This is a genomic window from Pseudomonadota bacterium (assembly GCA_027624955.1).
Classification (GTDB): domain Bacteria; phylum Pseudomonadota; class Alphaproteobacteria; order UBA828; family UBA828; genus PTKB01.
Map to the genome: position 1 here is coordinate 38,868 of JAQBTG010000004.1, position 25,396 is coordinate 64,263.

The 25,396-nt window shown below is 59.5% G+C and carries 23 protein-coding genes and 1 tRNA gene; 13 read left to right on the forward strand and 11 right to left on the reverse strand.

Features of this window, described 5'->3' with window-relative positions; genetic code table 11:
- Positions 1–4: 4 nt before the first annotated feature.
- Positions 5–1,399 carry a phenylacetate--CoA ligase family protein gene (locus tag O3A94_02635; protein ID MDA1355147.1) on the forward strand — a complete coding sequence of 465 codons (1,395 nt, stop codon included), beginning with the start codon at positions 5–7 and terminating at the stop codon, positions 1,397–1,399.
- 78 nt (positions 1,400–1,477) lie between these two features.
- Positions 1,478–1,933 carry a DUF411 domain-containing protein gene (locus O3A94_02640; protein ID MDA1355148.1) on the forward strand — a complete coding sequence of 152 codons (456 nt, stop codon included), beginning with the start codon at positions 1,478–1,480 and terminating at the stop codon, positions 1,931–1,933.
- Positions 1,934–2,194: 261 nt separating this feature from the next.
- Here the strand turns inward: O3A94_02640 and O3A94_02645 are convergent.
- A tRNA-Gln gene (locus O3A94_02645) sits at positions 2,195–2,268 on the reverse strand.
- A 142-nt stretch (positions 2,269–2,410) separates the two neighbouring features.
- Between O3A94_02645 and O3A94_02650 the strand changes: the two genes are divergently transcribed.
- The 7 genes from O3A94_02650 to O3A94_02680 all read left to right on the forward strand — a co-directional run bounded on the left by O3A94_02650 (position 2,411) and on the right by O3A94_02680 (position 9,485).
- Positions 2,411–3,490, forward strand: coding sequence for a Ppx/GppA phosphatase family protein (locus O3A94_02650; GenBank protein MDA1355149.1), 1,080 nt, complete (start codon positions 2,411–2,413; stop codon positions 3,488–3,490).
- Positions 3,487–4,170 (forward strand): RlmE family RNA methyltransferase, encoded by a 684-nt coding sequence (locus O3A94_02655; GenBank protein ID MDA1355150.1) that lies wholly within the window; start codon positions 3,487–3,489, stop codon positions 4,168–4,170. Before O3A94_02650 ends, O3A94_02655 begins: the two co-directional genes overlap by 4 nt.
- Before the next feature lie 74 nt (positions 4,171–4,244).
- The gene (gene guaB, locus O3A94_02660; protein ID MDA1355151.1) at positions 4,245–5,708 is read left to right on the forward strand and encodes an IMP dehydrogenase; all 1,464 of its coding nucleotides are present in this window, start codon (positions 4,245–4,247) and stop codon (positions 5,706–5,708) included.
- A gap of 169 nt (positions 5,709–5,877) precedes the next feature.
- Positions 5,878–6,411 (forward strand): tetratricopeptide repeat protein, encoded by a 534-nt coding sequence (locus O3A94_02665; GenBank protein ID MDA1355152.1) that lies wholly within the window; start codon positions 5,878–5,880, stop codon positions 6,409–6,411.
- A gap of 209 nt (positions 6,412–6,620) precedes the next feature.
- On the forward strand, positions 6,621–8,168 hold the full coding sequence (gene guaA, locus O3A94_02670) for a glutamine-hydrolyzing GMP synthase (protein MDA1355153.1): 1,548 nt from the start codon (positions 6,621–6,623) through the stop codon (positions 8,166–8,168).
- A gap of 4 nt (positions 8,169–8,172) precedes the next feature.
- Positions 8,173–8,859: a tetratricopeptide repeat protein gene (locus O3A94_02675; GenBank protein ID MDA1355154.1), complete on the forward strand. Its 687-nt coding sequence runs from the start codon at positions 8,173–8,175 to the stop codon at positions 8,857–8,859.
- A 167-nt stretch (positions 8,860–9,026) separates the two neighbouring features.
- Positions 9,027–9,485, forward strand: a complete 459-nt coding sequence (locus O3A94_02680) for a global cell cycle regulator GcrA-like protein (protein ID MDA1355155.1) — start codon at positions 9,027–9,029, stop codon at positions 9,483–9,485.
- 173 nt (positions 9,486–9,658) lie between these two features.
- Here the strand turns inward: O3A94_02680 and O3A94_02685 are convergent, their stop codons facing one another.
- On the reverse strand, positions 9,659–10,000 hold the full coding sequence (locus O3A94_02685) for a DUF962 domain-containing protein (GenBank protein MDA1355156.1): 342 nt from the start codon (positions 9,998–10,000) through the stop codon (positions 9,659–9,661).
- 186 nt (positions 10,001–10,186) lie between these two features.
- Between O3A94_02685 and O3A94_02690 the strand changes: the two genes are divergently transcribed.
- The 4 genes from O3A94_02690 to der all read left to right on the forward strand — a co-directional run bounded on the left by O3A94_02690 (position 10,187) and on the right by der (position 14,235).
- Positions 10,187–10,744, forward strand: coding sequence for a thioredoxin family protein (locus O3A94_02690; protein MDA1355157.1), 558 nt, complete (start codon positions 10,187–10,189; stop codon positions 10,742–10,744).
- A 69-nt stretch (positions 10,745–10,813) separates the two neighbouring features.
- A complete protein-coding gene (locus O3A94_02695; GenBank protein MDA1355158.1) occupies positions 10,814–11,506 on the forward strand; it encodes a tetratricopeptide repeat protein in 693 nt (230 codons plus the stop codon).
- A 2-nt stretch (positions 11,507–11,508) separates the two neighbouring features.
- A complete protein-coding gene (locus O3A94_02700) occupies positions 11,509–12,846 on the forward strand; it encodes a PQQ-binding-like beta-propeller repeat protein (protein ID MDA1355159.1) in 1,338 nt (445 codons plus the stop codon).
- Positions 12,847–12,861: 15 nt separating this feature from the next.
- Positions 12,862–14,235 carry a ribosome biogenesis GTPase Der gene (gene der / locus O3A94_02705; GenBank protein MDA1355160.1) on the forward strand — a complete coding sequence of 458 codons (1,374 nt, stop codon included), beginning with the start codon at positions 12,862–12,864 and terminating at the stop codon, positions 14,233–14,235.
- 69 nt (positions 14,236–14,304) lie between these two features.
- Here the strand turns inward: der and O3A94_02710 are convergent, their stop codons facing one another.
- From O3A94_02710 to O3A94_02750, 9 genes are all read right to left on the reverse strand, one after another.
- Entirely contained in the window at positions 14,305–15,018 is a 714-nt protein-coding gene (locus tag O3A94_02710; protein ID MDA1355161.1) for an SDR family NAD(P)-dependent oxidoreductase, read from the reverse strand.
- Positions 15,015–16,490, reverse strand: a complete 1,476-nt coding sequence (purF, locus tag O3A94_02715) for an amidophosphoribosyltransferase (GenBank protein MDA1355162.1) — start codon at positions 16,488–16,490, stop codon at positions 15,015–15,017. Before purF ends, O3A94_02710 begins: the two co-directional genes overlap by 4 nt.
- A gap of 11 nt (positions 16,491–16,501) precedes the next feature.
- Positions 16,502–17,206 (reverse strand): CvpA family protein, encoded by a 705-nt coding sequence (locus O3A94_02720; GenBank protein MDA1355163.1) that lies wholly within the window; start codon positions 17,204–17,206, stop codon positions 16,502–16,504.
- A gap of 5 nt (positions 17,207–17,211) precedes the next feature.
- Complete coding sequence (gene radA, locus O3A94_02725; protein ID MDA1355164.1) at positions 17,212–18,627, reverse strand: DNA repair protein RadA; 1,416 nt, start codon at positions 18,625–18,627, stop codon at positions 17,212–17,214.
- A gap of 58 nt (positions 18,628–18,685) precedes the next feature.
- Positions 18,686–18,958: a hypothetical protein gene (locus O3A94_02730; GenBank protein MDA1355165.1), complete on the reverse strand. Its 273-nt coding sequence runs from the start codon at positions 18,956–18,958 to the stop codon at positions 18,686–18,688.
- Positions 18,940–21,429 carry an MMPL family transporter gene (locus O3A94_02735; GenBank protein ID MDA1355166.1) on the reverse strand — a complete coding sequence of 830 codons (2,490 nt, stop codon included), beginning with the start codon at positions 21,427–21,429 and terminating at the stop codon, positions 18,940–18,942. The genes O3A94_02730 and O3A94_02735 overlap by 19 nt, the downstream gene beginning before the upstream one ends.
- On the reverse strand, positions 21,426–22,574 hold the full coding sequence (gene alr / locus O3A94_02740; GenBank protein ID MDA1355167.1) for an alanine racemase: 1,149 nt from the start codon (positions 22,572–22,574) through the stop codon (positions 21,426–21,428). The genes O3A94_02735 and alr overlap by 4 nt, the downstream gene beginning before the upstream one ends.
- A 9-nt stretch (positions 22,575–22,583) precedes the next feature.
- On the reverse strand, positions 22,584–24,092 hold the full coding sequence (locus O3A94_02745; protein MDA1355168.1) for a replicative DNA helicase: 1,509 nt from the start codon (positions 24,090–24,092) through the stop codon (positions 22,584–22,586).
- 111 nt (positions 24,093–24,203) lie between these two features.
- Positions 24,204–25,388: a cyclopropane-fatty-acyl-phospholipid synthase gene (locus O3A94_02750; protein MDA1355169.1), complete on the reverse strand. Its 1,185-nt coding sequence runs from the start codon at positions 25,386–25,388 to the stop codon at positions 24,204–24,206.
- Positions 25,389–25,396: the final 8 nt, after the last annotated feature.

A 25,396-nucleotide genomic window follows, 5' to 3' on the forward strand; every position in this document is an offset into this window, starting at 1 on the left:
TGTCTTGAGCGAGGGCAACACCGCCGGCGAGATTCCGACGCCGGTCTCTGCCATGGCTGGGCTTGCCTGGCCCGCCATACCTGAGAGCAGCGGCAATATCATCTTGTCGCTCCTGTTTCAGCTGGAGCAAAGTCAGTGGTGGACGCCGGAAAAGCTGCGCGCGCAGCAATACCGCCAAGCCGCAGAATTGCTGCGCCATGCCCGCGACAACGTGCCGTACTACCGCGAGAGTCTCAAAGGCATAGACTGGCAAAGCGGTGATCCGTTGGACGGTGAAATATGGCGGCGGGTGCCGCTGTTGCGGCGCGAGGATATTCAGACCGGCGACGGCCGCGCGCTGATCAGCACACGCTATCCCAAGGGGCATGGCGCGGCCCAGAAAGTGAGCACATCCGGCTCTAGCGGCAAGCCGGTGACTGTCTTGTCCAACGCTATGGCATCGATGTTCTGGAATGTTATTACGCTGCGTGACTTTTTGTGGCGGCGCGTCGATTTGAACGCGAAGGTCGCGGTTATCCGATTCGACGAAAATAGGCTGGCGCAATATCCCGACGGCCTGGTTTTTGATTATTGGCTGAAATCGGTCCAGCCGTTTTTTGCCACCGGCGCTTGCGCGATGCTCGACATCTCCACGCCGGTCGACAAGCAGGTGGAATGGCTGACGCGCCAGGAGGCCGCCTATCTCATTACCTACCCGTCCAATCTGGAGGCGCTGCTGCTGTTTTGCCGCGAGCAGAAACTTCAGTTGTCGACGCTCAGCCAGGTTCAGACCGTTTCCGAAGTCCTACACCCCCGCGTGCGGGCGCTTTGCCAAGAGGTGTGGGGCTTCGACGTTGACGATATGTATACCTGTCAGGAAATGGGTTACATCGCCCTGCAATGCCCCGATCACGCGCACTACCATGTGCAATCAGAAAATTTGATCGTCGAAATTCTCGATGCGGACGGCAATCCCTGCGCGCCCGGAGAAGCCGGCCGCGTGGTGCTGAGCGATCTGCACAATTTCGCCATGCCGCTGATTCGCTACGATATCGGCGATTTCGCGCAATTCGGTGAGCCTTGTCCGTGCGGACGCGGATTGCCGGTTCTCAAGAACATTATGGGACGGGTGCGCGGCATGCTGACACTCGCCGACGGCTCGCGCATCCGACCAGATTTTGGCGGCCCGCATTTCCGCGAAGTAGCGGACATCCGTCAATATCAAATTATTCAGAAAAGCCGCGAGATGCTGGAAGTAAAGTTAGTGGCGCCGGGCGGTTTGAGCGCCAGCGAAGCGCGCAATTTACGGCAAATGATCCAATCCCAGCTCGGCCATTCGTTTGACTTGGAATTCAGCTTTCACCATGATATCCCACGTGGTGCGGGCGGTAAGTTCGAGGATTTTCGCAGCGAACTCTAACCTGTGGCTGGGATCGCGCAGGCGCATGCGCCGCGCCGCATCGTCCGCTACCATCGGCGAGCTCAAAGGAGAACCAAGATGCGCCAGACCATCATTGCCACCGTGGCAGCCATCGTTTTCGCCTCAACAGCCTATCTCGGCGCCACGCCAGCCGCGTTCGCGGAAGAGGCCACTCTTTACAAAACACCGGAATGCGGCTGCTGTGCGGACTATGCGGACTATCTCCGCGAGAACGGCTTCACCGTAACCGTCAAGCCAACCTATGAAGTTGGAGAGATGAGCCGTGAGGCTGGGATTCCAGACGATTTCCAAGGCTGCCATCTTACATTTATCGACGACTATGTTATCAGCGGTCACGTGCCGATCGACATGGTTAATAGGATGCTGAGAGAACGTCCCGATATTAAGGGGATCACGCTCCCCGGAATGCCCAATGGCTCGCCGGGGATGAGCGGTAAAAAGCGAGGCCAATTCACCGTCTACGAGATCAACGACGCTGAAGACAGCCGGCTCAAGCTTTACGCCACCGAGTGACAACGGATTGATCCGGATATGTCATGAGCGGCGATAGTCGCTACGATGCCAATTCTTATTGTGTGCGGTTCACGTCGGGTAACATGGTTCTTTCACATCACCGGTCTAATCGATAAGACCGGCAATCGAGCTGTACCGTTAGAGCTCGGCTGACGTTGGCCAGCTTTGCAAAACTTGATCCATGTGGAACGGGCTATTTTTTTCATAGAGCCTGATCGGCTAATGCGGCTTATTGGATTGCCGTTAACCTATTGAAAGTATTGGCTGGGGGACGAGGATTCGAACCTCGACTGACGGAGTCAGAGTCCGTTGTACTACCATTATACGATCCCCCAACAGGCTCAGGCGTGGCGCAAAATTAAGCTCTCGCTTAGCATTGTCAACCGATGACCGCGCGCATTGCCAATATAACCACGCGCGGTGTAATACTTTTATGAACCCTGACCGAAATATTTTCGGTGCGGGTGGCGGGCCGGCATGCCACTTGGCCCAGGTTCAAGGGAGGGCGAATTGACTCTCGACATCGCGCCGCGTGATCCATCGGTCAAGCCTGCGGGCGGGCTCGGCGTGGCGCGTCAAGGGCTGCCAGCCGACAATGCGGTATACGCCGCCCTCGATCTCGGCAGCAACAATTGTCGCTTGCTGGTGGCAAAACCGGAGCCGTCAGGCTTTCGCGTGATAGACGCGTTTTCTCGCATCGTCCGTCTCGGTGAGGGCGTGGCTGAGACAGGCCACCTGTCGGACGCGGCGATGGCGCGCACCTTGGCGGCACTCGATGTCTGTGCCGGAAAGCTGCGCCGGCGCGGCGTTACGCGCTTTCGCGGCGTGGCCACCGCCGCCTGCCGCCTGGCCGGCAATTGCGACGACTTCCTCGCCCGGGCGTCGGCCGAGGCCGGTCTGGATTTAGAAATTATCGACGGCCGTGAAGAAGTGTCCCTGGCGCTCGACAGCTGTACGCCGCTGTTGGAAGCGGCAGCATCGCATGCCCTGATATTCGATATCGGCGGCTGTAGCACCGAATTGATCTGGGTCCGCCTGGCCGAGGGCGCCCTGCCTGACCTGGTCGCCTGGGCATCGCTGCCGTGCGGCGTCGTCAGCTTGGCCGAGCGCCATGGCGGCGACAATATATCGGCAAAAACCTATGAGGCCATGGTGGCTGAAGCGGAAGAGTTGGTCGCGCCGTTTGTCGCCGGTCTCGGCATTGCTGATCCGCTGGCTGAGGGGTCGCTACAAGTACTCGGCACCTCGGGCACGGTCACGACACTTGCCGGACTTCACCTCGGCCTACCGCGATACGATCGCGCCCAAGTGGACGGATTTCGTCTGACCTTCGAAGATATCCGCCACCAAGTTGACCGCCTGTTGGCGATGGATTTTCAGGAGCGCGTGGCCGAACCCTGCGTCGGGGTCGGCCGTGGCGACGTGGTGGTTGCCGGCTGCGCAATTTTGGAGGCGATCTTGCGCGCCTGTCCGGCGGAAATTGTACATGTTGCCGATCGCGGCCTGCGCGAAGGCATATTGCTCGGCATGATGCGCGCCGACGACTTGCCAGTATGAGCCGGCGGGTGTCTTCCGGTTCGGGCCGCAGTGCTTCGATCCGGGTCAAGACGGCGCGCGGGCGCAAGCCCTCGTCGACACGCTGGCTGCAGCGCCAACTTAACGATCCCTATGTGCTGGCAGCGCAAGATGCCGGGTATCGTTCGCGCGCGGCGTTCAAGCTGATCGAACTGGATGCACGGTTTGGGCTGTTCAAGGGTGCCCGCAAGGTGCTGGATCTGGGCGCGGCGCCGGGCGGCTGGTCCCAAATCGCGATGAAGCGTCTTACGCCCGGCGCTGTTGTGGTCGCGGTTGATATTACCGAATTGCAACCCTTGGCCGGGGTGACGGCACTGCAATTGGATGCCCTCGATATAGAATCGCTGCCGGCCATGCGGATGGCGCTGGGTGGGCACGCAGATCTCGTACTGAGCGATATGGCTGCGCCGGCAACCGGGCATCCCGGCACAGATCATATTCGTGTCATGGCGCTGTGCGGCGCGGCGCTCGATATCGCCGAGGTCCTCCTGGCCCCGGACGGCGCGTTCGTCGCCAAAGTGCTCAAAGGCGGTACGGAGCGCGAACTGCTGGACCGCTTGAAACGCGGCTTTGCCAAAGTGCGCCATGCCAAACCGCCGGCCAGTCGTGCCGATTCGGCGGAAGTTTATGTCGTGGCGCAAGGATTCCGCGGCGGCGAGTGAGCGCCGCGGGGATCGAACTTGGCGGCGCGGCAGTTTGGTGTATATTGCGCTCCAATTTCTGACTGGGAGAAAGCATGCAAATCCGGGAAGCGCTGACTTTCGATGACGTTTCAATTGAACCCGCCGCGTCGAACGTCCTGCCTGGACAAGCCGACCTCCGCACCCGCCTGACCGCCACCATCGAGCTTGGTATTCCGATTCTTTCCGCCGCCATGGATACGGTAACGGAAAGCCGTCTTGCCATCGCCATCGCCCAGACCGGCGGTATCGGAGTGGTGCACAAAAATATGGATATTGCAGCCCAAGCCGATGAAGTGCGTCGGGTCAAGAAATTCGAAGCCGGCATGGTGGTCAACCCGTTGACCATCTCGCCAGAGCGGCCGTTGGCGGATGCACTGGCGTTGAAGGAGCGGCACGGTATTTCGGGCATTCCCGTGGTCGAAGAAGGCAATGGCCGCCTGGTCGGCATTCTCACCAACCGCGATGTGCGCTTCGCTAGTGATAGCAGCCAACCGATTCACGAGTTGATGACTAAAGACAATCTGGTCACCGTGCGCGAGGGCGTCGATCCGGATGAGGCTAAACGGCTCTTACATCGCCACCGCATCGAAAAACTCCTGGTGGTGGACGAAAATTATCGCTGCGTCGGCATGATCACGGTGCGCGATATTCAGCGCTCCGACGATTTTCCCAACGCCACCAAGGATGAAAAGGGGCGCTTGCGCGTCGCCGCCGCGACCGGTGTTGGCGAAGACGGCCTGCGCCGCGCCGAGGCGCTGTTGGATGTTGGCGTGGATGTGATCGTCGTCGATACCGCGCATGGTCACAGCGAGGGCGTGCTCCGTGCCGTCGCCGCGATCAAAAAATTAAGCAACCAGGCTCAAGTGCTGGGCGGCAATGTGGCCACGGCGGACGGCGCCAAGGCGCTCATAGATGCCGGCGTGGATGCGATAAAGGTCGGCATCGGGCCGGGTTCGATCTGCACCACGCGCATGGTCGCCGGCGTCGGCGTGCCGCAACTGACCGCTTTGATTGATTGTGTCGAGGCCGCACGCGAGCAGGGTATTCCGATCGTTGCCGACGGCGGCATAAAATTTTCCGGCGATCTCGCTAAGGCGATCGGCGTGGGCGCCAGTTGCGCCATGATCGGCTCGCTGTTTGCGGGCACCGAGGAGAGTCCGGGAGAGGTCTTTCTCTATCAGGGGCGCTCCTATAAATCTTATCGCGGCATGGGCTCGCTCGGTGCGATGGCGCGCGGCTCCGCCGACCGCTATTTCCAGCAAGAAATCTCAGATCAACTAAAACTCGTGCCTGAAGGGGTTGAAGGACGGGTGCCGTTCAAAGGGCCAGTGGGTAGTGTCGTGCATCAGCTGGTCGGCGGCTTGCGTGCGGCGATGGGCTATACGGGTAACCGCTCGATTGCCGACATGCGCAGCAATTGCCGCTTTTTGCGAGTTTCCTCAGCCGGTCTTCGCGAAAGCCATGTACATGACGTGACGATCACCCGCGAGCCGCCGAACTATCCGCAGACAGGGTAATTTCTCGCCCGGGCGCCTCAACTTTTTGTTTTTTTTCGTTATCCCTGTGGTCTCGGCGAAATAACTAACCAATTGTTAGGCTGCTACATCCAATATTCCGCGTTGGTGTATAATCGGCGTGACGTAAACGATTGCAGCGGGCAAACCGGTAGGGACAGGAGATTAAGTCATGAGCAAATTCAGAAAATTTTTGGTGGCAAGCTTGGCGGTCGCGTTCGTGGCCGCGGCGGCAGCCTTATTGCCGAGCACGGACGTCCAGGCCGCGAGCAGCAATAGCGACGATTCGGACGCTTCCGCGAGCACTACCCGTGATTTCGATCGCGGCCAGCAAGCCTTCCGCGATGGCGATTGGCAAGAGGCGATCGCATATTTCAAGAAAGCGGTGGCCGGGGACGCGAAAAATGCCGAGGCTTATAATTTAATGGGGTACTCGTACCGCCGAATGGGCGAAGCTGACCCGGCGTTCGAGGCCTACGCCAAAGCGCTTGACCTCGACCCAAATCATCGTGGCGCGAATGAATATCTCGGCGAAACCTATCTGTTGGTCGGTGATACCGAGATGGCCCAAGCACAGCTGACGAAACTCAAGGATTTGTGCGGCAACCAGTGCAGAGAGACGGTCAAATTGCGCAAGGCCATCGAGCGCTACGACGCCAGTGCCGACAAGCAGGCCCTATTGGATCTCGATTCCGAAAACTGGTAGCGCCGTACTTGCCCTGTCACCGCGACAAGGATAGAAGGCTGGACGGGCTGGGCTTGAACCTGTCGTAGCCGCCACACGGTTGGTATGATGCCATGGCGAGGCTCCGCTCGATCGCGAATGCGGAGCGGAGCCGACATGGCGGACTGTGCGGACTGGGCGGACTGGACTAACTCGTCGAATTTCCGATTTTCAGACGGCATGCCGGGCTGATGACCGACCGCATATTAATTCTCGATTTTGGCTCCCAGGTGACGCAATTGATCGCGCGGCGCCTGCGCGAAGCCAATGTTTATTGTGAGATCATGCCGTTTGATAAAGGTGACGACGCGGTGCGCGCGTTCGCACCGAACGGCATTATCCTTTCCGGTGGCCCGTCTTCGGTCACGGATGCCGGCACGCCGCGCGCACCCCAGGCCGTATTCGACCTCGGCGTGCCGCTCTTAGGTATTTGTTATGGCCAGTTAACGCTGTGCGCCCAACTCGGCGGCGCGGTTGAAAGTTCAGATCACCGGGAATTTGGCCGCGCGATGCTCGATGTGACTGACGGTTGTGCACTGTTTGATGGCGTGTGGAACACCGGGCAGCGTGAGCAGGTGTGGATGAGCCATGGCGATCGGGTAACGGACCTGCCACCGGGCTTTCGTGTTGTCGGCACCTCCGAGGGCGCGCCGTTCGCCGTGATCGCTGACGATGCCAGGCGCTATTACGGTGTCATGTTCCATCCCGAAGTGGTGCATACACCGCACGGCGCGCAGCTTCTCGCCAATTTTGCTCATCATGTCGCGGGGTGCGCCGGCGATTGGACGATGGCGGCGTTCCGCGCCCAGGCGGTCCAAGTGATCCGCGATCAAGTTGGCGACAAACGCGTGGTATGCGGACTCTCGGGCGGCGTCGATTCCTCGGTCGCCGCGGTTCTCATTCACGAGGCGATTGGCGATCAGCTGCATTGCATCTTCGTTGATCATGGTCTGCTGCGCGCTGGCGAGGCCGAGCAGGTGGTGGAGATATTCCGCGAGCATTACAACATCCCGCTCAGCCACCGCGACGCTGGCGATCTGTTTCTCGATAAGCTCGAAGGGGTCGAGGACCCAGAAGAAAAGCGCAAGATCATCGGCGGCCTGTTCATTGAAGTCTTCGAGCAGGAAGCGGAAAAACTCGGCGGCGCTGAGTTCTTGGCGCAGGGCACGCTCTATCCGGATGTGATCGAATCCGTCTCATTTTCCGGCGGGCCGAGCGTGACCATCAAATCGCACCACAATGTCGGCGGCTTGCCCGATCACATGAACATGGCCTTGGTCGAGCCATTGCGCGAATTGTTCAAGGACGAGGTCCGTGCACTTGGCCGCGAGCTCGGCCTGCCCGAAAGCTTGGTCGGGCGCCATCCGTTTCCGGGACCCGGCCTCGCCATCCGTATCCCAGGCCCGGTAAGCCGAGAAAAAGCCGATATCCTGCGCCAAGCTGATCGTATCTATCTTGACGAAATCCGCAGTCACGGCCTGTATGACGAAATTTGGCAGGCCTTTGCTGTCCTCTTACCGGTGCGCACGGTGGGCGTGATGGGCGATCACCGCACCTATGAATTTGTCTGTGCGCTCCGCGCCGTGACGTCGACCGACGGCATGACCGCCGATTTCTATCCCTTCGATATGGCCTTCCTCGGCGCCGTCTCCAACCGTATCGTCAACGAAGTGCGCGGCATCAACCGTGTGGTTTACGATGTGACATCCAAGCCGCCGGGGACGATTGAATGGGAGTAACAGAATGATGTTTGTCAGGCGCGCCATTTTGCTGGTGGCGTTGATACTGGTGATGGCCGTCAGCAGCACTCCGGTGATGGCAGATTTCGCATCTGGACGAGCAGCCTATGAGGCGGGCGATTTCCGCGCCGCACGCGAGCAATGGCAGGCGCCGGCGGAAGCCGGCGACGCGATCGCCCAGGCGGCGCTGGGCAGCCTTTATATCCACGGCGAAGGCGTGCCGATTGATTATCGTGAAGCGCTCAAATGGACACAGCTTGCGGCCGAGCAAGGCGATGTGACCGGCCAGTTTAATATGGGCTCATTGCATGCTGGCGGGCTCGGCGTTGAGAAGGATTTTAGCGCGGCGGCGCGCTGGTTCCATCTCGCGGCCGAACAATATGACGCCGCAAGCCGTTTTAACTTGGCCATTCTCTATTCACGCGGCCTTGGCGTGGAGCGCGACTATGCTGAGGCCGTCTATATGTACAACACCGCCGCGGTTGTCGCAGGCACCCCGGAAATTGGCTTGCATGACATGGCCGAAGAGGCGGAACGCATGGCGCTCAGCATGATGATGACAATGGACCCAGCGGCGATCAAAGAGGCGCACCGGCGTTCAAAGGAATTCGAACAGCGCTATATCAAATATTATATGAAGGGTTATTTTGAGCGCCGGCGGAGCGGCGAAACACCCGCTCAAGAGCCTTGATTCCGGCCTTTTCCAGAGCTAATCACACCACATATTGTGGCTGAGCCGATAAAATTCCTTGCCATTAGCGTATGACCCGCTATTTTGGGGGCATAGCAGACGGCCCTACAACATGTAGGGCGAGATTTGCGCGATCTTGAGAAATTCCGAGGCGGGGAGAAACAATCATGTCAATATGGACACCGGAACGCATCGCAGAAGTTACTCGTTTGTGGAGTGAAGGCCTGACCACCGCGGAAATCGGTAAAATTGTCGGCATTACCAAGAACGCCGTCGTTGGCAAGGCACATCGCCTTGGTCTGCCGGCACGCCCCTCGCCGATCCGGCGCCAAGGCGTCGGCAGCAGCGCTGTGGCGGCGCCCCGACCGGTGGCGAAAGTGTTGGTGAAACTGGTACGCCAGATCGCTCTCAGCACCTCCGGAGCTTGCTGCAAATGGCCGTTCGGCCACCCCGGCGAAGAGAATTATCACTTCTGCGGCAACCCCGCTTTGGCGAACAAGCCCTACTGCCCGGAGCATTATCAAATTGCCTATCTGCCGGCACGGGCGAGGGGCGAGCGCAAGGAACCCGAGATGCGCGAGACGCATCAGCTGGCAAGACCGCAGCGTTCCGCAACTGCGGCGTAGAAATAAGCGCCGTCTGACTTTGATTAATCCTCCCGGATCAGACCCTGTTCTTGGGTCCGATCAACCGCGCGATTGCTTTATATTTGGTTGAAATCGCAATAATTTCAATGGGTTGATTGAGCAGCTTGCGGCGATTTCATGGCTTCCGCCCGCATTCGTTCCAAAGCGCGCGCTCATTCAGATGCTTCGCTATTGTGCTGCGCCGCCTGGGTGCCCATGCGGCCTAGCCACATCAAGCCATACATGTGGAAATCGCCTATCAGGCTAAAAAGCGGGTAGGAAAATGTCGCCGGGCGGTTCCTCTCGACAAAGAAATGCCCAATCCAAGCAAACAAATAGCCACTGAAGGGTGCCGCCAAAAACAGCCAGGGCTCCGGCAGCGCCGCCGCCGCGCCGATCAGGGCGAGCCCGCCTGACGTGCCGATGAAATGGAGCAGGCGCGTCGTCGCCCGGCTATGCTGAGTGACATAGACGGGCCAAAATTCACGATAGGTTGTTATGCGTTGCTTGGCCATGCCGCGCTGCCTAACTTCCCGGCTTACCTAAGGTGGAGGTGGCGAAGTGCCTGACTTCGCCTATAATGCCCAAAATTCTCATCGATGTAGAGCGCTGGGTGCGATCCACCGATTTAGCCCACCCGTTTAGCGGGATGAAATCGATCCGCTTGAACGGGACCTTCACAGGTTTTCACAGGATATTCCATGGCCGCGATGACCACACCTATATGCGATTTTGGCTGGAAGGCGGTCGATTTTGAATTGCCGGGAGTTGACGGCAAAAACCATAGCCTCGCCGATGTCAGCGGCGCGAATGGAACGCTGGTCATGTTTCTGTGCAATCACTGCCCGTTCGTCAAAGCGGTGATTGATCGTATTGTGCGCGATGTATCGGAGCTTGCAGGGCTTGGCATCGGCGCTGTCGCTATCATGCCCAATGACGTCGTTAATCATCCCGCTGATTCATTCGAAAATATGAAGCTTTTCGCGGACGCGCATCGTTTTACGTTTCCTTATTTGATCGACAAAAGTCAGTCGGTCGCGCGCGCCTACGACGCCGTGTGCACGCCCGATTTCTTCGGGTTCGATGCGTCCCTCGGTTTGCAATATCGCGGCCGATTGGATGAATCGCGTCTCGATCCGGTAGAAAATGCCCGGCGCGAGCTGTTCGAAGCAATGCGGAAAGTGGCCGAAAGCGGCGAAGGTCCGAGGCAGCAGTTGCCGAGCATGGGATGTTCCAGTAAATGGCGAGGCGCCGCCTAGGCGCCCTAGTGGCGCGCTTCGGCGCGAGATCGCCAGCGCGCCCTGGCGCGGAATAGAGAGAGGCACGACGTGGCCGATATTTTTCGCGAAGTCGATGAAGACATTCGCCATGAGCGGTACCAAAAATTATGGCGGCGGTATCGCTGGTGGATTCTGGGCTCTGCCGTCGCGCTCGTCGTGGCAGTGGCTGCATTTGTCATCATTAGCGAGCGCAACGAGAGCCTGCGTCGGGCGGAGGGCATTCAATTTGCCGCCGCGCTAGCCGAATTGGAGGCCGGGCGGCCGCAGAGCGCTGCGGTTGAATTCAAGGCACTCGCCGACAATACCGCATCGGGGTATCTGGCTTTGGCGCGCCTGCGGGCCGGCGACGCGCTGGTAGAGGCCGGTGACGTGACAGGCGCGGTGGCGGTTTATGATGAACTTGCGGCGGACAATCGCGCCGGCGTTTTGTATAGCGAGCTTGCTGCGTTGCTCGCCGCCGAGCGCCTGCTCGATCGCGCTTCGCCGGATGAAGTATTGCAGCGCCTGGCGCCTCTGGTGAACGGCACGGGGCCGTGGCGGTCGATGGCAGCCGAACTGTCGGGTATTGCCCAAATCCGCGCCGGGCGCAGTGAAGCGGCGCGCGAAATATTTGCCGGTTTGCTCGACGATTTGGGCGCTCCGAACGGTGTCCGCTCGCGCGCCCAAGAACTTTTGGCGAGTCTTGGTGGGCGGCTAGAGACGGCGGCGCCGGCGGCGCCGCAAAACGGCGCCGCCGATTAAAGATGATGCGCACGCCGCTCCGCTTCTTTGCCATGATTCTCGCAGGTGCCGCGCTTGGTGCCTGCGACTTGCTGCCGGATTATTTCGGCGCCAATGAAGCGCCGCCGCTTCCCGGTCAGCGGCTTTCGGTATTGGCGTTGGAGGGCGCGATCGAGCCCGATCCTCGCATCGCCGATCTCGATGTCCGTCTGCCGCGCCCTTACATCAATGAGTCCTGGCCGCAGAGCGGCGGTTACCCCGACCATGCGATGCATCATTTGGCCGGTGGTGAGCGGTTGGAGCAGTTCTGGCGCGTGAGTATTGGCGCGGGGTCGGGCGACGACGGGCGAATTCTGACCACGCCTGTGGTGTCCGGGGGGCGTGTCTTCGCAATTGATTCGGAAGAAGAAATCAGCGCCTTCAACGAGAATACCGGCGACCGCCTGTGGCGCATCGATCCGCGCGTCGAGGACGGCGAAGAAGATGGTTTCGGTGGCGGTCTTGCCGTGGCCAACGGCCGGCTGTTTGCGAGCACCGGCTTCGGTCATGTTCTGGCGCTTGATCCCGCCAACGGCGCGATATTGTGGCGCCAGGATATCGGCATTCCGATGCGCGCTGCGCCGATCGTTGCAGGCAAGCGCGTTTTTGCGATCACCTATGACAATCAATTATGGGTGCTCTCAGCCGAAGACGGCGCGGTGCAGTGGAGCCATGCCGGTATCTCAGAGACGGCGGGCCTGCTGGGCGCGGCGGCACCGGCGGTGGAGGGCGATATTGTCATCGCGCCCTATTCTTCCGGCGAATTGCTGGCGCTCAGAGTGGAAAACGGCCGCACCGTTTGGTCTGATTCACTCGGCGCACAGCGCCCCGGCACCGGCAGCCTCGCCGCCCTCAACGATATCAACGGCTCGCCGGTTATTGACCGGGGGGTAGCTTATGCGATCAGCCATGGCGGACGTTTGGTGGCCATCGATGTACGCACCGGAAGCCGCGTTTGGGAGCAGGATATCGCCGGATTGAACACCCCTTGGGTGGCCGGTGAATTTATTTTCGTGGTGACCGTCGATGGCGATGTCGTTTGTCTCGCGCGGCGCAATGGCCGGGTGCGTTGGGTGCAATCCCTGCCACGCTACGAAGACGCCGAAAGCCGCGATGAACCGGTATTTTGGAACGGCCCCCTGTTGTTGAGTGACCGCCTGATCGTGCTCGGGTCGAACGGCGATGCGGTGTCCATCTCGCCTTATACCGGTCGTCTTCTGGGGCGCCTGGAAATGCCATATGGTGTGCGCGTTCCGCCGATTGCGGCCAATGGCACGCTCTATGTTCTGACCGATGATGGCGACCTGATCGCGCTGCGCTGAAGCAAGGCTCGGAATATGTCGTTTAAAGTCGCAATCGTGGGCCGGCCCAATGTTGGCAAATCCACCCTGTTCAATCGCCTGGTCGGACGGCGCCTTGCCATCGTCGCCGAAACGCCCGGCGTGACCCGGGACCGGCGCGAGGGCGAGGGACGCATCGGCCCGCTGCGTTTTCGCGTAACTGACACTGCCGGGCTGGAGGAAGCGATCGCCGACAGCCTCGGCGCGCGCATGATGGATCAGACCCAGCGCGCCCTGGCCGAAGCCGATGTCGCCCTCCTTGTGGTCGACGGGCGCGCCGGTATCACGGCGGCAGACGAGCATTTCGCGGCTGTGCTCAGGCGCGCTGAGACACCTGTCATCCTTGTCGTGAACAAATGCGAAGGGCCTGCAGCAAGTAGCGGGATCGCCGAATCTTATGGGCTCGGATTGGGCGAGCCGGTGACCATTTCGGCGGAACATAATGAGGGCATAAACGCACTTTATGAGGCGTTGGCCGATTTCGAAGCGCGGCTCGGTGAAGCGGCTTGGCAAGACGAAGATGTCGGCGAGATGAGTGCGTTCGCAGCCGAGGACGGTGAGAGAAAGATTCGCCTCGCCATCGTCGGGCGGCCTAATGTGGGAAAATCCACGCTGGTCAATCGCTTGGTGGGAGACGAGCGCGTGATAACCGGTCCCGAGGCCGGCATCACGCGTGATTCCGTGGCGGTTGAATGGTCGTTCAAGGGGCGCGCGATCGAATTGGTCGACACGGCGGGGCTGCGCCGACGCTCGCGGGTCCAGGAAAAGCTCGAGAAACTTTCGACCGAGGACACGCTCGCCTCGCTCGGCCGTGCTGCAGTAGTGGTGCTGTTGTTCGATGCGACGGAGCCGCCGGCCAGACAGGATCTTGGCATCGCCAATCGCTTGGCCGAGGAAGGCCGGGCGCCGGTAATCGTGCTCAACAAGTGGGATCTAGTGGATTCGCCGCAGGGCGTGATGCAGGACATGAAGGCCCGCCTTGAGGACAGTTTGCCGCAATTGCGCGGCGTGCCGCTGGTGACTTGTTCGGCGCTGACAGGACGCGGCTGCGATAAACTTATGCCAGCGGTGCTCGGTATCTACGCCAGATGGAACGCTCGGGTCCCGACCGCGGCTCTGAACCGCTGGCTGCAGGAGGCGACGGAAGCCCATCCGCCGCCACTCGCCTCCGGGCGCCGCGTCAAGCTGCGCTACATCACACAAGTCAAAGCGCGTCCGCCGACCTTCGCGGCCTTCGTCAGTCGCCCCACCGCACTGCCCGATTCCTACCATCGCTATTTGGTAAACGCCTTACGCGCGCGCTTCGATCTTGGCGGTGTTCCAATTCGGCTGTATCTGCGAAAAGGGAAGAATCCCTACGTTAAGCAGTAATCTGACCACGTCATACGCAAGGCAGTGATAAATCCTTCCTTCCTCAGCGGGGAGGAAGGGCCTTTGCCGTCATACGAATACTTTGACGCCAGATTCGCTAAATTTGCTTTCCGCTAACTCAACAAATCGTTCGGTGATCTCGTCAGGGGTGGCGAGGGTGTTCGGGTCTTCGCCGGGGAAGGCTTCGGCGCGCATGTTGGTGGCGGAGGCGCCGGGGTCGATGATGTTGGCCTTGAGGTTGGTGCGCTTCAATTCCGCCGCATAGGTGAACACCAGCGCTTCGAGAGCCGCCTTGCTTGCGGTGTAGGCGCCCCAATAGGCCGGCGGCGTGCCTTCGGTGACGCCTGAGGTCACGAACATCGCGCGGCCGGCGTCGGAGAGCCTCAGCAACGGGTCGAGGCTGCGGATCAGGCGCCAGTTGGCGGTGAGGTTGAGCGCGATGACATCTTCCCAAACATCGGGCGGATAATGGCCGACGGGGCGCAACCCGCCCAGCATCGCGGCATTGCCGACAAGGATATCGAGACGCCCGAACCGCTCATGCAGGGCCGCGCCCAATTGGTCGACCAGGCCGCCTTTGCAGATATCGAGTGGTACCAGCATGGCTGGTTCGCCGCCGGCGCTACGGACTTCGTCATCCGCTTCTTCGAGACCGCCGGAGGTGCGGGCGACAAGAATGAGCCGCGCACCTTCGGCGGCGAAACGCCGCGCTACGGCCCGACCGATGCCGCGCGAGGCGCCGGTCACCAGGGCGATACGGCCGTCTAGGCGCTTATCGGTCATGAACTGTTTTCGGTGAGCAGGGAGAGCTGCGCCGGCAGGCCGCCGCCATCACGGTCGGATAGGGCGATGGGATAATCGCCAGTAAAGCAGGCATCGCAATATTGCGGCGCGTCGGGGTTGCGGCGGCTTTCGCCCATGGCGCGGTAGAGGCCGTCGATGGTGACAAAAGCGAGGCTGTCGACGCCGATCAGCTTGGCCATCTGGGCGGGGTCATTGTTGGCGGCGAGAAGTGCGTCGCGCTCCGGCGTATCGACGCCGTAATAGCAGGAATGCATCGTCGGCGGGCTGGCGATGCGCATATGCACTTCGGTGGCGCCAGCGCTCCTGACCATCTCGACGATCTTGGTCGAGGTGGTGCCGCGCACGATGCTGTCATCGACCAGCACGATGCGTTTGTTTTCAAGCAGGCGATGATTGGCGTTGTGCTTGAGTTTGACGCCCAAATGGCGAATTTGGTCGGTCGGCTCGATAAAGGTGCGCCCAACATAATGGTTGCGGATAATGCCGAGCTCGAACGGCAGGCCGGCCTCGGCGGCGTAGCCGATCGCTGCGGGAACGCCCGAATCGGGTACCGGCACCACGATCTCCGCGTTGCACGGCGCTTCGCGCGCCAGCTCGGCGCCGATCGCCTTGCGCGCCTCATAGACGCTGCGGCTCTGTACCAGGCTATCGGGCCGGGCGAAATAAATAAATTCGAACACACAGAAGCGTTCGGGAACGCTTTGAAAAGGCTTGAAGCTGGTCACCACGCCGTCCTGCACCAAGACCATTTCGCCGGGCTCGATATCGCGTACCAAATCGGCGCCGATAATATCGAGGGCGACCGTCTCCGAGGTGAGAACATAGGCGTCTTCCAAGCGGCCAAGGACCAGCGGACGGACGCCATGCGGATCGCGCACGCCGATCATGGCATTCTCGGTCAACGCCACCAATGAATATGCGCCTTCCACCTGGCGCAACGCATCAACCAGGCGGTCGGTAACAGCGTCCTCCTTGCTCAGCGCAATCAGGTGGATGATGACTTCCGTATCGGAGGTCGAGCGGAAGATACTGCCGTGCTGCACGAGTTCGGTATGGAGCGCCACCGCATTGGTCAAATTGCCATTATGGGCAATGCTCAGGCCGCCGAACGCGAGATCAGCGAAGAGCGGCTGGATGTTGCGAAATTCCGGCCGCCCGGTGGTCGAATAGCGGTTATGGCCGATCGCTGCAGGGCCTTTCAATTCGGCAATCACCTCGGCCTTGCCGAAGTTATCGCCAACCCGGCCGAGGCCGTAATGCGAATAGAATTGTTCGCCGGTGGTGCTGACGATGCCCGCCGATTCCTGACCGCGATGCTGTAGCGCGTGGAGGCCGAGTGCGGTATGTGCCGCCGCGTCGGGATGGCCGATGATGCCGAAGACACCGCATTCTTCGTGCAGTTTGTCGTCATCGAAGGGACTCGTATGAAGAGACATGCTCGTTTGCGTCATGATATGCGCCGCTACTCCTCGACCGAATTGGAGAGACCGTCCAACTGCTTGCGCTGGGTTTCGTCATAGCCGTCGCGCGCTTGACCTTCGTCACCATCTTTGGGTGTCGGCTCCGAGAGCGCGCGCAGGCTTCTTTCTGCGTCCTGCAATTTCTTTAGGTTTTGCTTCGTGTCCGCCGCCGATTTTTCCGCCTGGCTGCGCAATTCCTCCGGGGCAATTTCGCGGATGATCTGCGCTCCCATTTGGATATAGGGCATGGACTTCGCTTCTTCCACCCAGGGCGGCCTGTCCTCAGGGGCCTTCACCGCCCATACAAACAGCATATAGGCCAGACAGACAAGAACGGCGCCACGTAGAAGGCCAAATATGAAGCCGATGGAACGGTCGAGCGCGCCCATGCGACTGCGCTGCACATAGCCCGAGATGATCTGATTCACAATGGTAAAAAGGATCAGTGCAATGAGGAACAGCACCAGGGCAGTGCCGGCGTCGGCCAGAGTCTCGCCGAGATCGAGATCCGGCCAATTGTCTGCCACCCATTGACGCGGATAGGGCCGCACATGGGCGAAAGTGAAAACCGCCACCAAGGCGGCGCCGACCCATGCGCTGACGCCCAATATCTCACGCACGGCGCCGCGTGAGAACGCCAGCAGGGCGGAAATCAGCATCACCAGAGCGACCAGAATATCGACCGGGTTAACGGGGAACCCTTCCATCGCGTTCAGGCCCCTCTCTCACCGGCCGCGAGCACCGGCAACAAGAGATCGAGTACCTCGCCTACCCGGTTGATTTCCTGGCGCGAGATATCGGAGACGCCGGCCTCGGCCATATCCTTGCCGCCGCCCGAAGCCTTGGACGCGGGCCGCGGTACGATGGCGTGGGTGAAGCCAAGTTTGGCGGATTCCTTGAGGCGCGCCGCCGCCTGCGCCACCGGGCGGACTTCGCCCGACAGGCCGATTTCGCCGAATACCACGGTGCCCTCGCGGACCGGTCGGTCCGCATATGACGACACAATTGCCGCCGCCACGGCCAGATCTGCAGCCGGCTCGGCGATGCGTAGCCCGCCGGCAACATTAAGAAAAACATCGCTGCTGCCGAGCGAGAGACCGGCCCGCGCTTCCAACACGGCGAGCACCATGGCGAGACGGCCGGAATCCCAGCCAACCACGGTGCGGCGCGGCGAGCCGGGTGGTCCGGGCGCGACCAGCGCTTGAATTTCCACCAGAACCGGGCGCGTGCCTTCGATACCGGCGAACACGGCGGCGCCGGAAACCGGTCCGCGTTCCGGATTGAGAAACAACGACGAAGGGTTCGGCACCTGAGTCAGACCGGCGCCGGTCATTTCGAAAACGCCGATCTCGTCGGTCGGGCCGAAGCGGTTTTTGACGGCGCGGACAATGCGGAATTGATGGCCGCGCTCGCCCTCAAAATAAAGCACTGCATCGACCATATGTTCGAGCACCCGCGGACCGGCGATCTGGCCGTCTTTGGTGACATGGCCGACGACCAGCAGCACCGAGCCTGAGCGCTTGGCGTGGCGAATCAATTCCTGAGCCGCGCCGCGCACCTGCGAGACAGTGCCGGGCGCCGAATCGAGCGTATCGAGATACATGGTTTGGATCGAATCGACCGCGATGACATCGGGCGGCGCCGCGCTCTCAAGGCTGGTCAGGATATCGCGCACACTGGTCGCCGCGGCCAATTGCACCGGCGCATCGCTGAGGCCGAGACGGGCCGCGCGCAGGCGAATCTGCTCGATCCCTTCTTCGCCGGAAATATAGGCGCAGCGCAGGCCGTTTGCTGCCAGCGCACCAGCGGCTTGCAGGAGAAGGGTGGATTTGCCAATTCCTGGATCGCCAGCCAGGAGAACACTCGAGCCGGCCACCAGGCCGCCGCCCACCACCCGGTCAAGTTCCGCTATGCCGCTGGCGTGACGCGCCACCTCGCCATGTTCGCCGGCCAGATTAACGAAAGCGATCTCGCGCCCTCTGCCTTTGCCCAAGCCCTTGGGCGCCGCCTCGCGTGGGATTTCCTCGGCAATGCTATTCCAGGCGCCGCATGCATCGCACTTACCCGCCCAGCGCGGCCGGCTCGCGCCACAGGATTGACAAACAAATCTTGGATCAGTGCGCGCCAACGAATCTCCACCTAAAGCAATTGTTGCGCGTAGGCCGACCGGAGAGGCCTCGCGATTGTCACAAGCGGCGAGCTTGCATCTGTCTGGGGCGTTCGGCGCGGGAGGCGATAAATTGCCCGACATGCGCATCGACGCTTTGGTCAATCTTGTCCACCGCACCGCTCCAGATCATCTTGCAGTCGAATATCACGCCGATTCGATTCCCAATTTTACGCGCACTCGCTATGTCGTGGGTAATGGAAATCATTGTCGCGCCCGTCAGGACTGCCTGCCTGGCCTTGGGGACATTTGCCGCCTCGAACTCTGAGTTCGTCAGCCGAATGGTTTCCACAGTAAAATCAACTTTGGCAGCAGCGTGAGTGCCGCCAAAAGAGCAATAAACATTGCCGCCGCGACTAATACACCAAAATAAATAGTGGGGGTGAAGTTGGAAAATACCAGGATGGAGAAGCCAATGATAATGGTCATGGTCGTGTAAAACATCGCTTTGCCGATGCTGGAATGGCAAAAGCGCATGGTCTCCACATAATCGTTCGTCCGCGCGTATTCTTCCCTGAAGCGGTAGATGTAGTGAATACCATCGTCCACCGCGATACCGATGGTGATGGCGGCGATCGTGATGGTCATCATGTCCATGGGAATTTTTGCCAATCCCATGACACCCAAAACCACTCCGGCACTGAGCAGGTTTGGCAGAATACCTATAATCGCTAAGGGGATCGACCGGAACAACACGAGGAACATGATCGCGATTCCCAGCATTACGACACCTATGGTTTTAATTTGCGATGAGAATAAGCTCTGCAACATATTGTTGTAGAGCACCAGGAGCCCGCTCACGGTCACGTCCTGCTCCTCAAAATTGAGCTTCTCCACCAAATCGCTGCGCACAGTCTCCAGCAGCTCCCTGCGGCGTAAATCCGGTTTCGAATCCAACACCCGCGCGAACAGCCGCGCCTCGTTGTTGTCGATCGACACAAAGGGGTCGATCATGTCTTTTTTTACTTCGGCGGGAATTTTGGTATAGAGGAGTGCCAGCAGCATTGCATCTAGGTCCTGCTCGATGACGTCTTCGGCAACCCGTACTGCCGACGCGAGCGAGAGCACCTTGCCGATTTCGGGCAGTCCATCGAGGTAGTCATGTACTTCTTTGATGCGCGTGATTTTGTCGGGGGTAAACCAATACTCCGGCGAGCTGGCGAGTGCTTCCTCAAACTCGCGCTCTAATTGTATTTCGTGCTCGGTCATCCCTGCAAGCTCTTCGGGACTCAGGGCGTCGTCGGTATCGTCCCCCAGGTTTATCAGAATTTCTAACGGCGTCGTACCACCGAGCTTGTCATCGATGAGCTTGAGACCTTGATAAATTTCCGTGTCGTCGCTGAAGTAGTTGATGAAACTGTTCTCGACTCGCAGTTGGCTGATTCCGGCGACACTCACGGCGGTCACTATTACCGCTGCCAGCATGATCTTGTTGCCTTGAGTCTCGGTCAGACGGGCGAGATATGCAGGTAAGAGAAATCGGTCACTCTCGATGGCGGGCTTAGATTCGGTTTTCCCCATCACCATCAACAATGTCGGAAATAGGAGAAACGAGGTGACAAATGTCACTGCCAAACCGGCACTCATCATCCACCCGAAATCGATCACCGGCTTGATTTCACTCACGACCAGGGAGCCAAATCCGATGATGGTCGTGAGCGCAGTGTACAGGCAGGGTTTCACCATTTTATGGATAGTGGTTCTGACCAACACCAACTGATCGTCATCGGGATAATCTCGATGGAGCTGGCGGTAACGCACGATCAAATGAATGTTCATCGAGATCGTAATGATCAGCATGAGGGCGAGAAAATTGGATGAGATAACGGTGACGTTCCAACTGCTCAATCCGAGAACGCCGACCATGACGAGGCCAGCGTAAAAGCAGCTGAGCAACGGCAGCACGATCCAACGCAATTTACGGAAGATAATGGCGAGAACAATGATGAGAAACGCCAGCACGCCACCACCGAAGACAATTAGGTCGTTGCGCACAAACGTCACCATGTCGTCGGCAATCATCGGTACCCCGCCGAGATACAGTTCGCCTTGCTCCCGGTAGTTCGCGGTGATGTCTCTGATCTGTGTAATATCTAAGTGGCGCTGCGCATTTAATGCTTCGCGAGCCTGAAGATATTCGCTTTCGATGCGTTTTAGGGTCTGTGTCTCCTCGGCAGAGAGACCAGAAGATTGTTTTTTGGCGCGCAGCTCACTTCGTGACTGCCGCAAGCTATTGTACTGCTGGTCTTCAACCAATCCCAACAGCAACGCGGTTGTTCGACCATCCAAACTGATGATGAGCTCGCGGTAAATAGGACTGGTGAGCAGCTCATCTTTGGCCCGACTCCGGTCGATACCGGGTTTTTCCAGGCTTGGTACGTCGTTGATCATTTCTGTGAACGGTTTGTCCGAGCTTTTCAACAGCGGGGCGTCCAGTATCGTGAACACCGTGTCCACACCGGCGACTTTCCTGAGGTCTTCGCGAAGTTGCTTCAAGGACTCTAACGCTTGGTCCGAAAAGAGGTCGTTGTCGGGGGTGTATGTCACGATGAGCAAGTCGTTACTCGGATATCGCTTCTGGATCTCGCGGAATATCTTGAGGTCCACATCGTCTTCCAGCAACAAAGAGTCGGCCGATGCATCCAACGCGAAATCTTTAGTGTAATAGCCGAAGAAAACCAGAATTGAGAGCAGCGCGACCAGAACTAACTTAGGATTTCGGAGCACCAAAACTTCATAGGCGTGCGCGATCCCGGACGTCATGCCGTTCCCTCACGTGCGATGCCGTTTTCGATATAGCGGCGCCGATAGCGTCGCCCCAGAGAGGTCAAAACCTCGTACCCGATGGTGCCGGCTTCGGCGGCAAATGCATCGATGGAATGGGGACCGCCGATCAAATTGACAAGCGCTCCGGGTTGGGCGTGTTCGCGCGGTATGTCGGTGACGTCGAGCGTAATCATATCCATCGACACCCGCCCGACGATCGGCACCCGGGCGCCTCTCACATAGGCACAAGCCCGATTTGTGGCTTGGTTGCTGGCGCTACGCAAATATCCGTCAGCGTAGCCGACGGGCACGGTCGCAATTCGACTTGGCCGCGTCACGACGTGCGCGGCACCATAGCCAACGCTCCGAGGGCTGTCAACGCGACGTACCTGCAGGATTTTCCCTTCTAAACGAACGACTTCCGACATTGGATTGGCTTTTCCAGGCGTTGGATTTAGACCGTACAGCGCCGCCCCGGGGCGCACCAAATCGAACTGAAACCGAGGGCCGAGAAAGATCGCGGAAGAGTTGGCCAAGCTCGATTCGGCGGCTGCCGCGACAGGGTTGAGCGCGGCCAAAGCCGTTTTGAACTCGCTCAATTGCGCCTCGTTCATCGCGGTTTCAGGCTGCTCGGCACAAGCCAAATGGCTCATCACCAAAGCGATATCTAGCCCGGCCAAACGCTCTGGCTCCGCCACCAGGCAGGCCACTTCCTCGGGTGGCAGGCCGAGGCGCGACATGCCGCTATCGATGTGCAGCACCGCTTTCTGCGTGCCGCCCTGATGTATATGAGCGCGCCAGAGTTCGATCTGGCCGAGATCGTTGAGAACCGGGGTGAGCGCGTGGCGCGAATACTCGGCGGCTTCGCCGGGCAGCGGGCCGAAAAAGGCATAAATTCGGCAGTCCGCCTGGACAGCGCGCAAGGCGATGGCTTCATCGAGCGACGCGGTGAAAAAATCTCGGCAACCGGCGCCATGGAGAGCCGGCGCCACGGCCGCCATCCCCAGTCCATAGGCATCCGCCTTGACCACCGCGCCGGCCCGTGCGCCCGCTTCGAGGCGCGCTGCCAGGGCGCGCCAGTTGGCCGCGATGGCGTCGAGGTCGATGCTAAGCTGGGCGCCCGCAAAGGCGTTCGACGGTATCAAGCGCGCTCAGAATGGCGCGTCGTCGGCTATCTGACTATGCGCGCGGTCGTAATCCCCGAAGCGGGTGAGATACTCGTTGAAGTACATATCGACTTTGCCGATCGGGCCGTGACGCTGCTTGGCGACGATCACTTCCGCCAGATTATGCACGCGTTCCATGCGCTCCATCCATTCGGCATGTTCAGCAGTGCCGTCTTCGGGCTGCTTGCGGGCGAGGTAATATTGTTCACGGTAGATAAACATCACGACGTCCGCGTCTTGTTCGATCGATCCCGATTCGCGGAGGTCAGAAAGTTGCGGCCGCTTGTCGTCGCGCTGCTCCACTGCCCGCGATAATTGCGAAAGCGCCATCACCGGTAAATTCAGCTCCTTGGCCAAGGCCTTCAGCCCCTGCGTGATTTCGGAGACCTCCTGCACCCGGTTGTTGAGGCGCATACTGCTGGACGGGCGCAGGAGCTGGAGATAATCGACGATCACTAGGGAAAGACCGTGCTGGCGTTTGAGGCGGCGCGCGCGGGCGCGCAGGCCGGCGACGGAGAGCGCCGGCGTATCGTCGATATACAATGGCAGGCTTTCGATTTCCTGGCTGGCGCGTACGACTCTGCTGAATTCGGCGTCGCTCAATTCGCCGCGACGCAGTTTTTCCGAGGAAATTTCCGAGCGTTCGGCCAAAAGCCGTGTCGCCAACTGCTCAGATGACATTTCCAGCGAGAACAAGCCGACCTTTGCGCCGTGCTCGGCCACGACATTGCCCTGATCATCCTTTTCCTGCTTGTAGGCGAGCGCCGCATTGAAGGCGATATTGGTGGCCAGGGCGGATTTCCCCATGCCCGGACGGCCTGCGAGAATGATCAGATCTGAAGGATGCAGGCCGCCCAGCAGCTTATCCATATCTATAAATCCGGTAGAGGTACCGGACAGCTGGCCGTCGCGCTTGCAGGCCTGGGTGATCATGTCGAGAGCGACGCGGAGCGGCACATCGAGGGAACGGAATCCGCCTTCGGCGCCACCTTCCTCGGCCAATTTGAACAGTTTATGTTCGGAATTCTCGATCTGGGCGACGGCGCTTTCATCGAGCGAGGCGTCATAGGCCTCATTGACCATGTCTTCGCCGATGCTGATCAATTCACGCCGCATCGCCAAGTCATATATGGCGCGGCCATAATGCTCGGCATTGATGATCGTCACCGCAGAGCCGGCCAGCCGGGCGAGATATTGTGCGCCGCCGACGTCGGACAGTGAATCGTCATTGTCAAAATAATGCTTGAGGGTCACCGGGCTGGCGATTTGTCCGCGTTCAATCATTTTGAGAATGGCCTCGAATATGCGGCCATGCACGGGCAGATAGAAATGTGGCGGTTCGAGGAAGGTCGCGACTTGATTGAGCGCTTCGTTATTGATCAGGATTGCGCCTAAGAGCGCTTGCTCTGCTTCAAGATTGTGCGGCAGGGTGCGATAGCTCGGAAGCTGCCCGTCAACTTCCTGAATGCTGTTTATCGCGCTGCTTGGTCCCATGAACCCTTATACATCATAGCAAGACGGCTTCGATACCACGGCGCCCTCTCGCGGGCAAAAATTACCTGTAAAAGTTTGCGGTAATTATGGGGATAACTTGCGGCGCGGCACTCAGACTGGGTGGTCGCGCTTCCATTCGGACAAATAATCTCGCGTGAGCGGCGCGGCGTCCTGTTGGCGGGCGATCTGAATTTGCGCGACCATGTGATCCTGACGGCGGAATGCGGTTTCCGCCCCGGCCAGATAAAACTCCCACATGCGGCTGAAACGCTCGTCATAAATCGCTTTCACCTTGTCTCGGTTGGCGCGGAAGTTTGCCGACCAGTGCCTGAGTGTCTCAGCATAATGGACGCGAAGAATTTCCACATCGAGCACTTGTAGGCCGGTCGGTTCAATCGCCGCGAATATCTCTGATAGAGAAGGCGTATAGCCGCCCGGAAAGATATATTTGCGCAGCCACGGATTGGTGACGCTGGGGCCATCCCATCGGGCAATCGTATGCAGCACCGCTACGCCGTCCTCGGCGAGCAAGGATTTCAATTTTCTGAAGAATTGTGTGTAGTACTTGACGCCGACATGCTCAAACATGCCGACCGAGACGATGCGGTCATAGACCCCAGTCTCCAGGCGATAATCGCGCAAATCGAAGCGCACATGATCGGCGATGCCGAGTTTCTTGACCCGTTCCGTGGCGTAGGCTTGCTGCTCGGTGGAGAGCGTCAGGCCAGTTACTTGGGCGCCCGTCACCTGATGCAGATAGATGCCGAGCCCCCCCCAACCCGAGCCGATATCGAGCAACTTTAGGCCCGGGCGGTCGAGCACCAGCTTCGACGCAAGGTGATGCTTTTTCGCCAATTGTGCCTGTTCCAGGCTGTCGTTCGGGGTTTGAAAATAGGCGCAGGAATATTGCCGGTCGCTATCGAGGAAAAGATCGAACAATTCGTCCGAGAGGTCGTAATGATGCGCCACATTTTTGCGCGCTCTGCTCACCGGATTATACTGCTGAATCGGTCGCACAAAGGGCGTTAGCCAGTTGCGGAACCGGATCACCTTGGTTGCTTCCAACTTGTTGAGATTGGCGCCCATCAGATCGATAAGGTCGATGATCTGGCCGCCATCCTCGACCGTCAGCGTGCCGTCCATATAGCCTTCGCCCACCGCTAGGCGTGGGTTCCAGAACAGCTTGTAGTGGAGTGATGTATCGTGCAACCGGACCGTGACCTGCGGTCCCGGCGTGCCGGCATATTCATGCAGCTTGCCGCGCCCATCGATGACCCGAAGCGTGCCCCAGCTCATCAATGCCT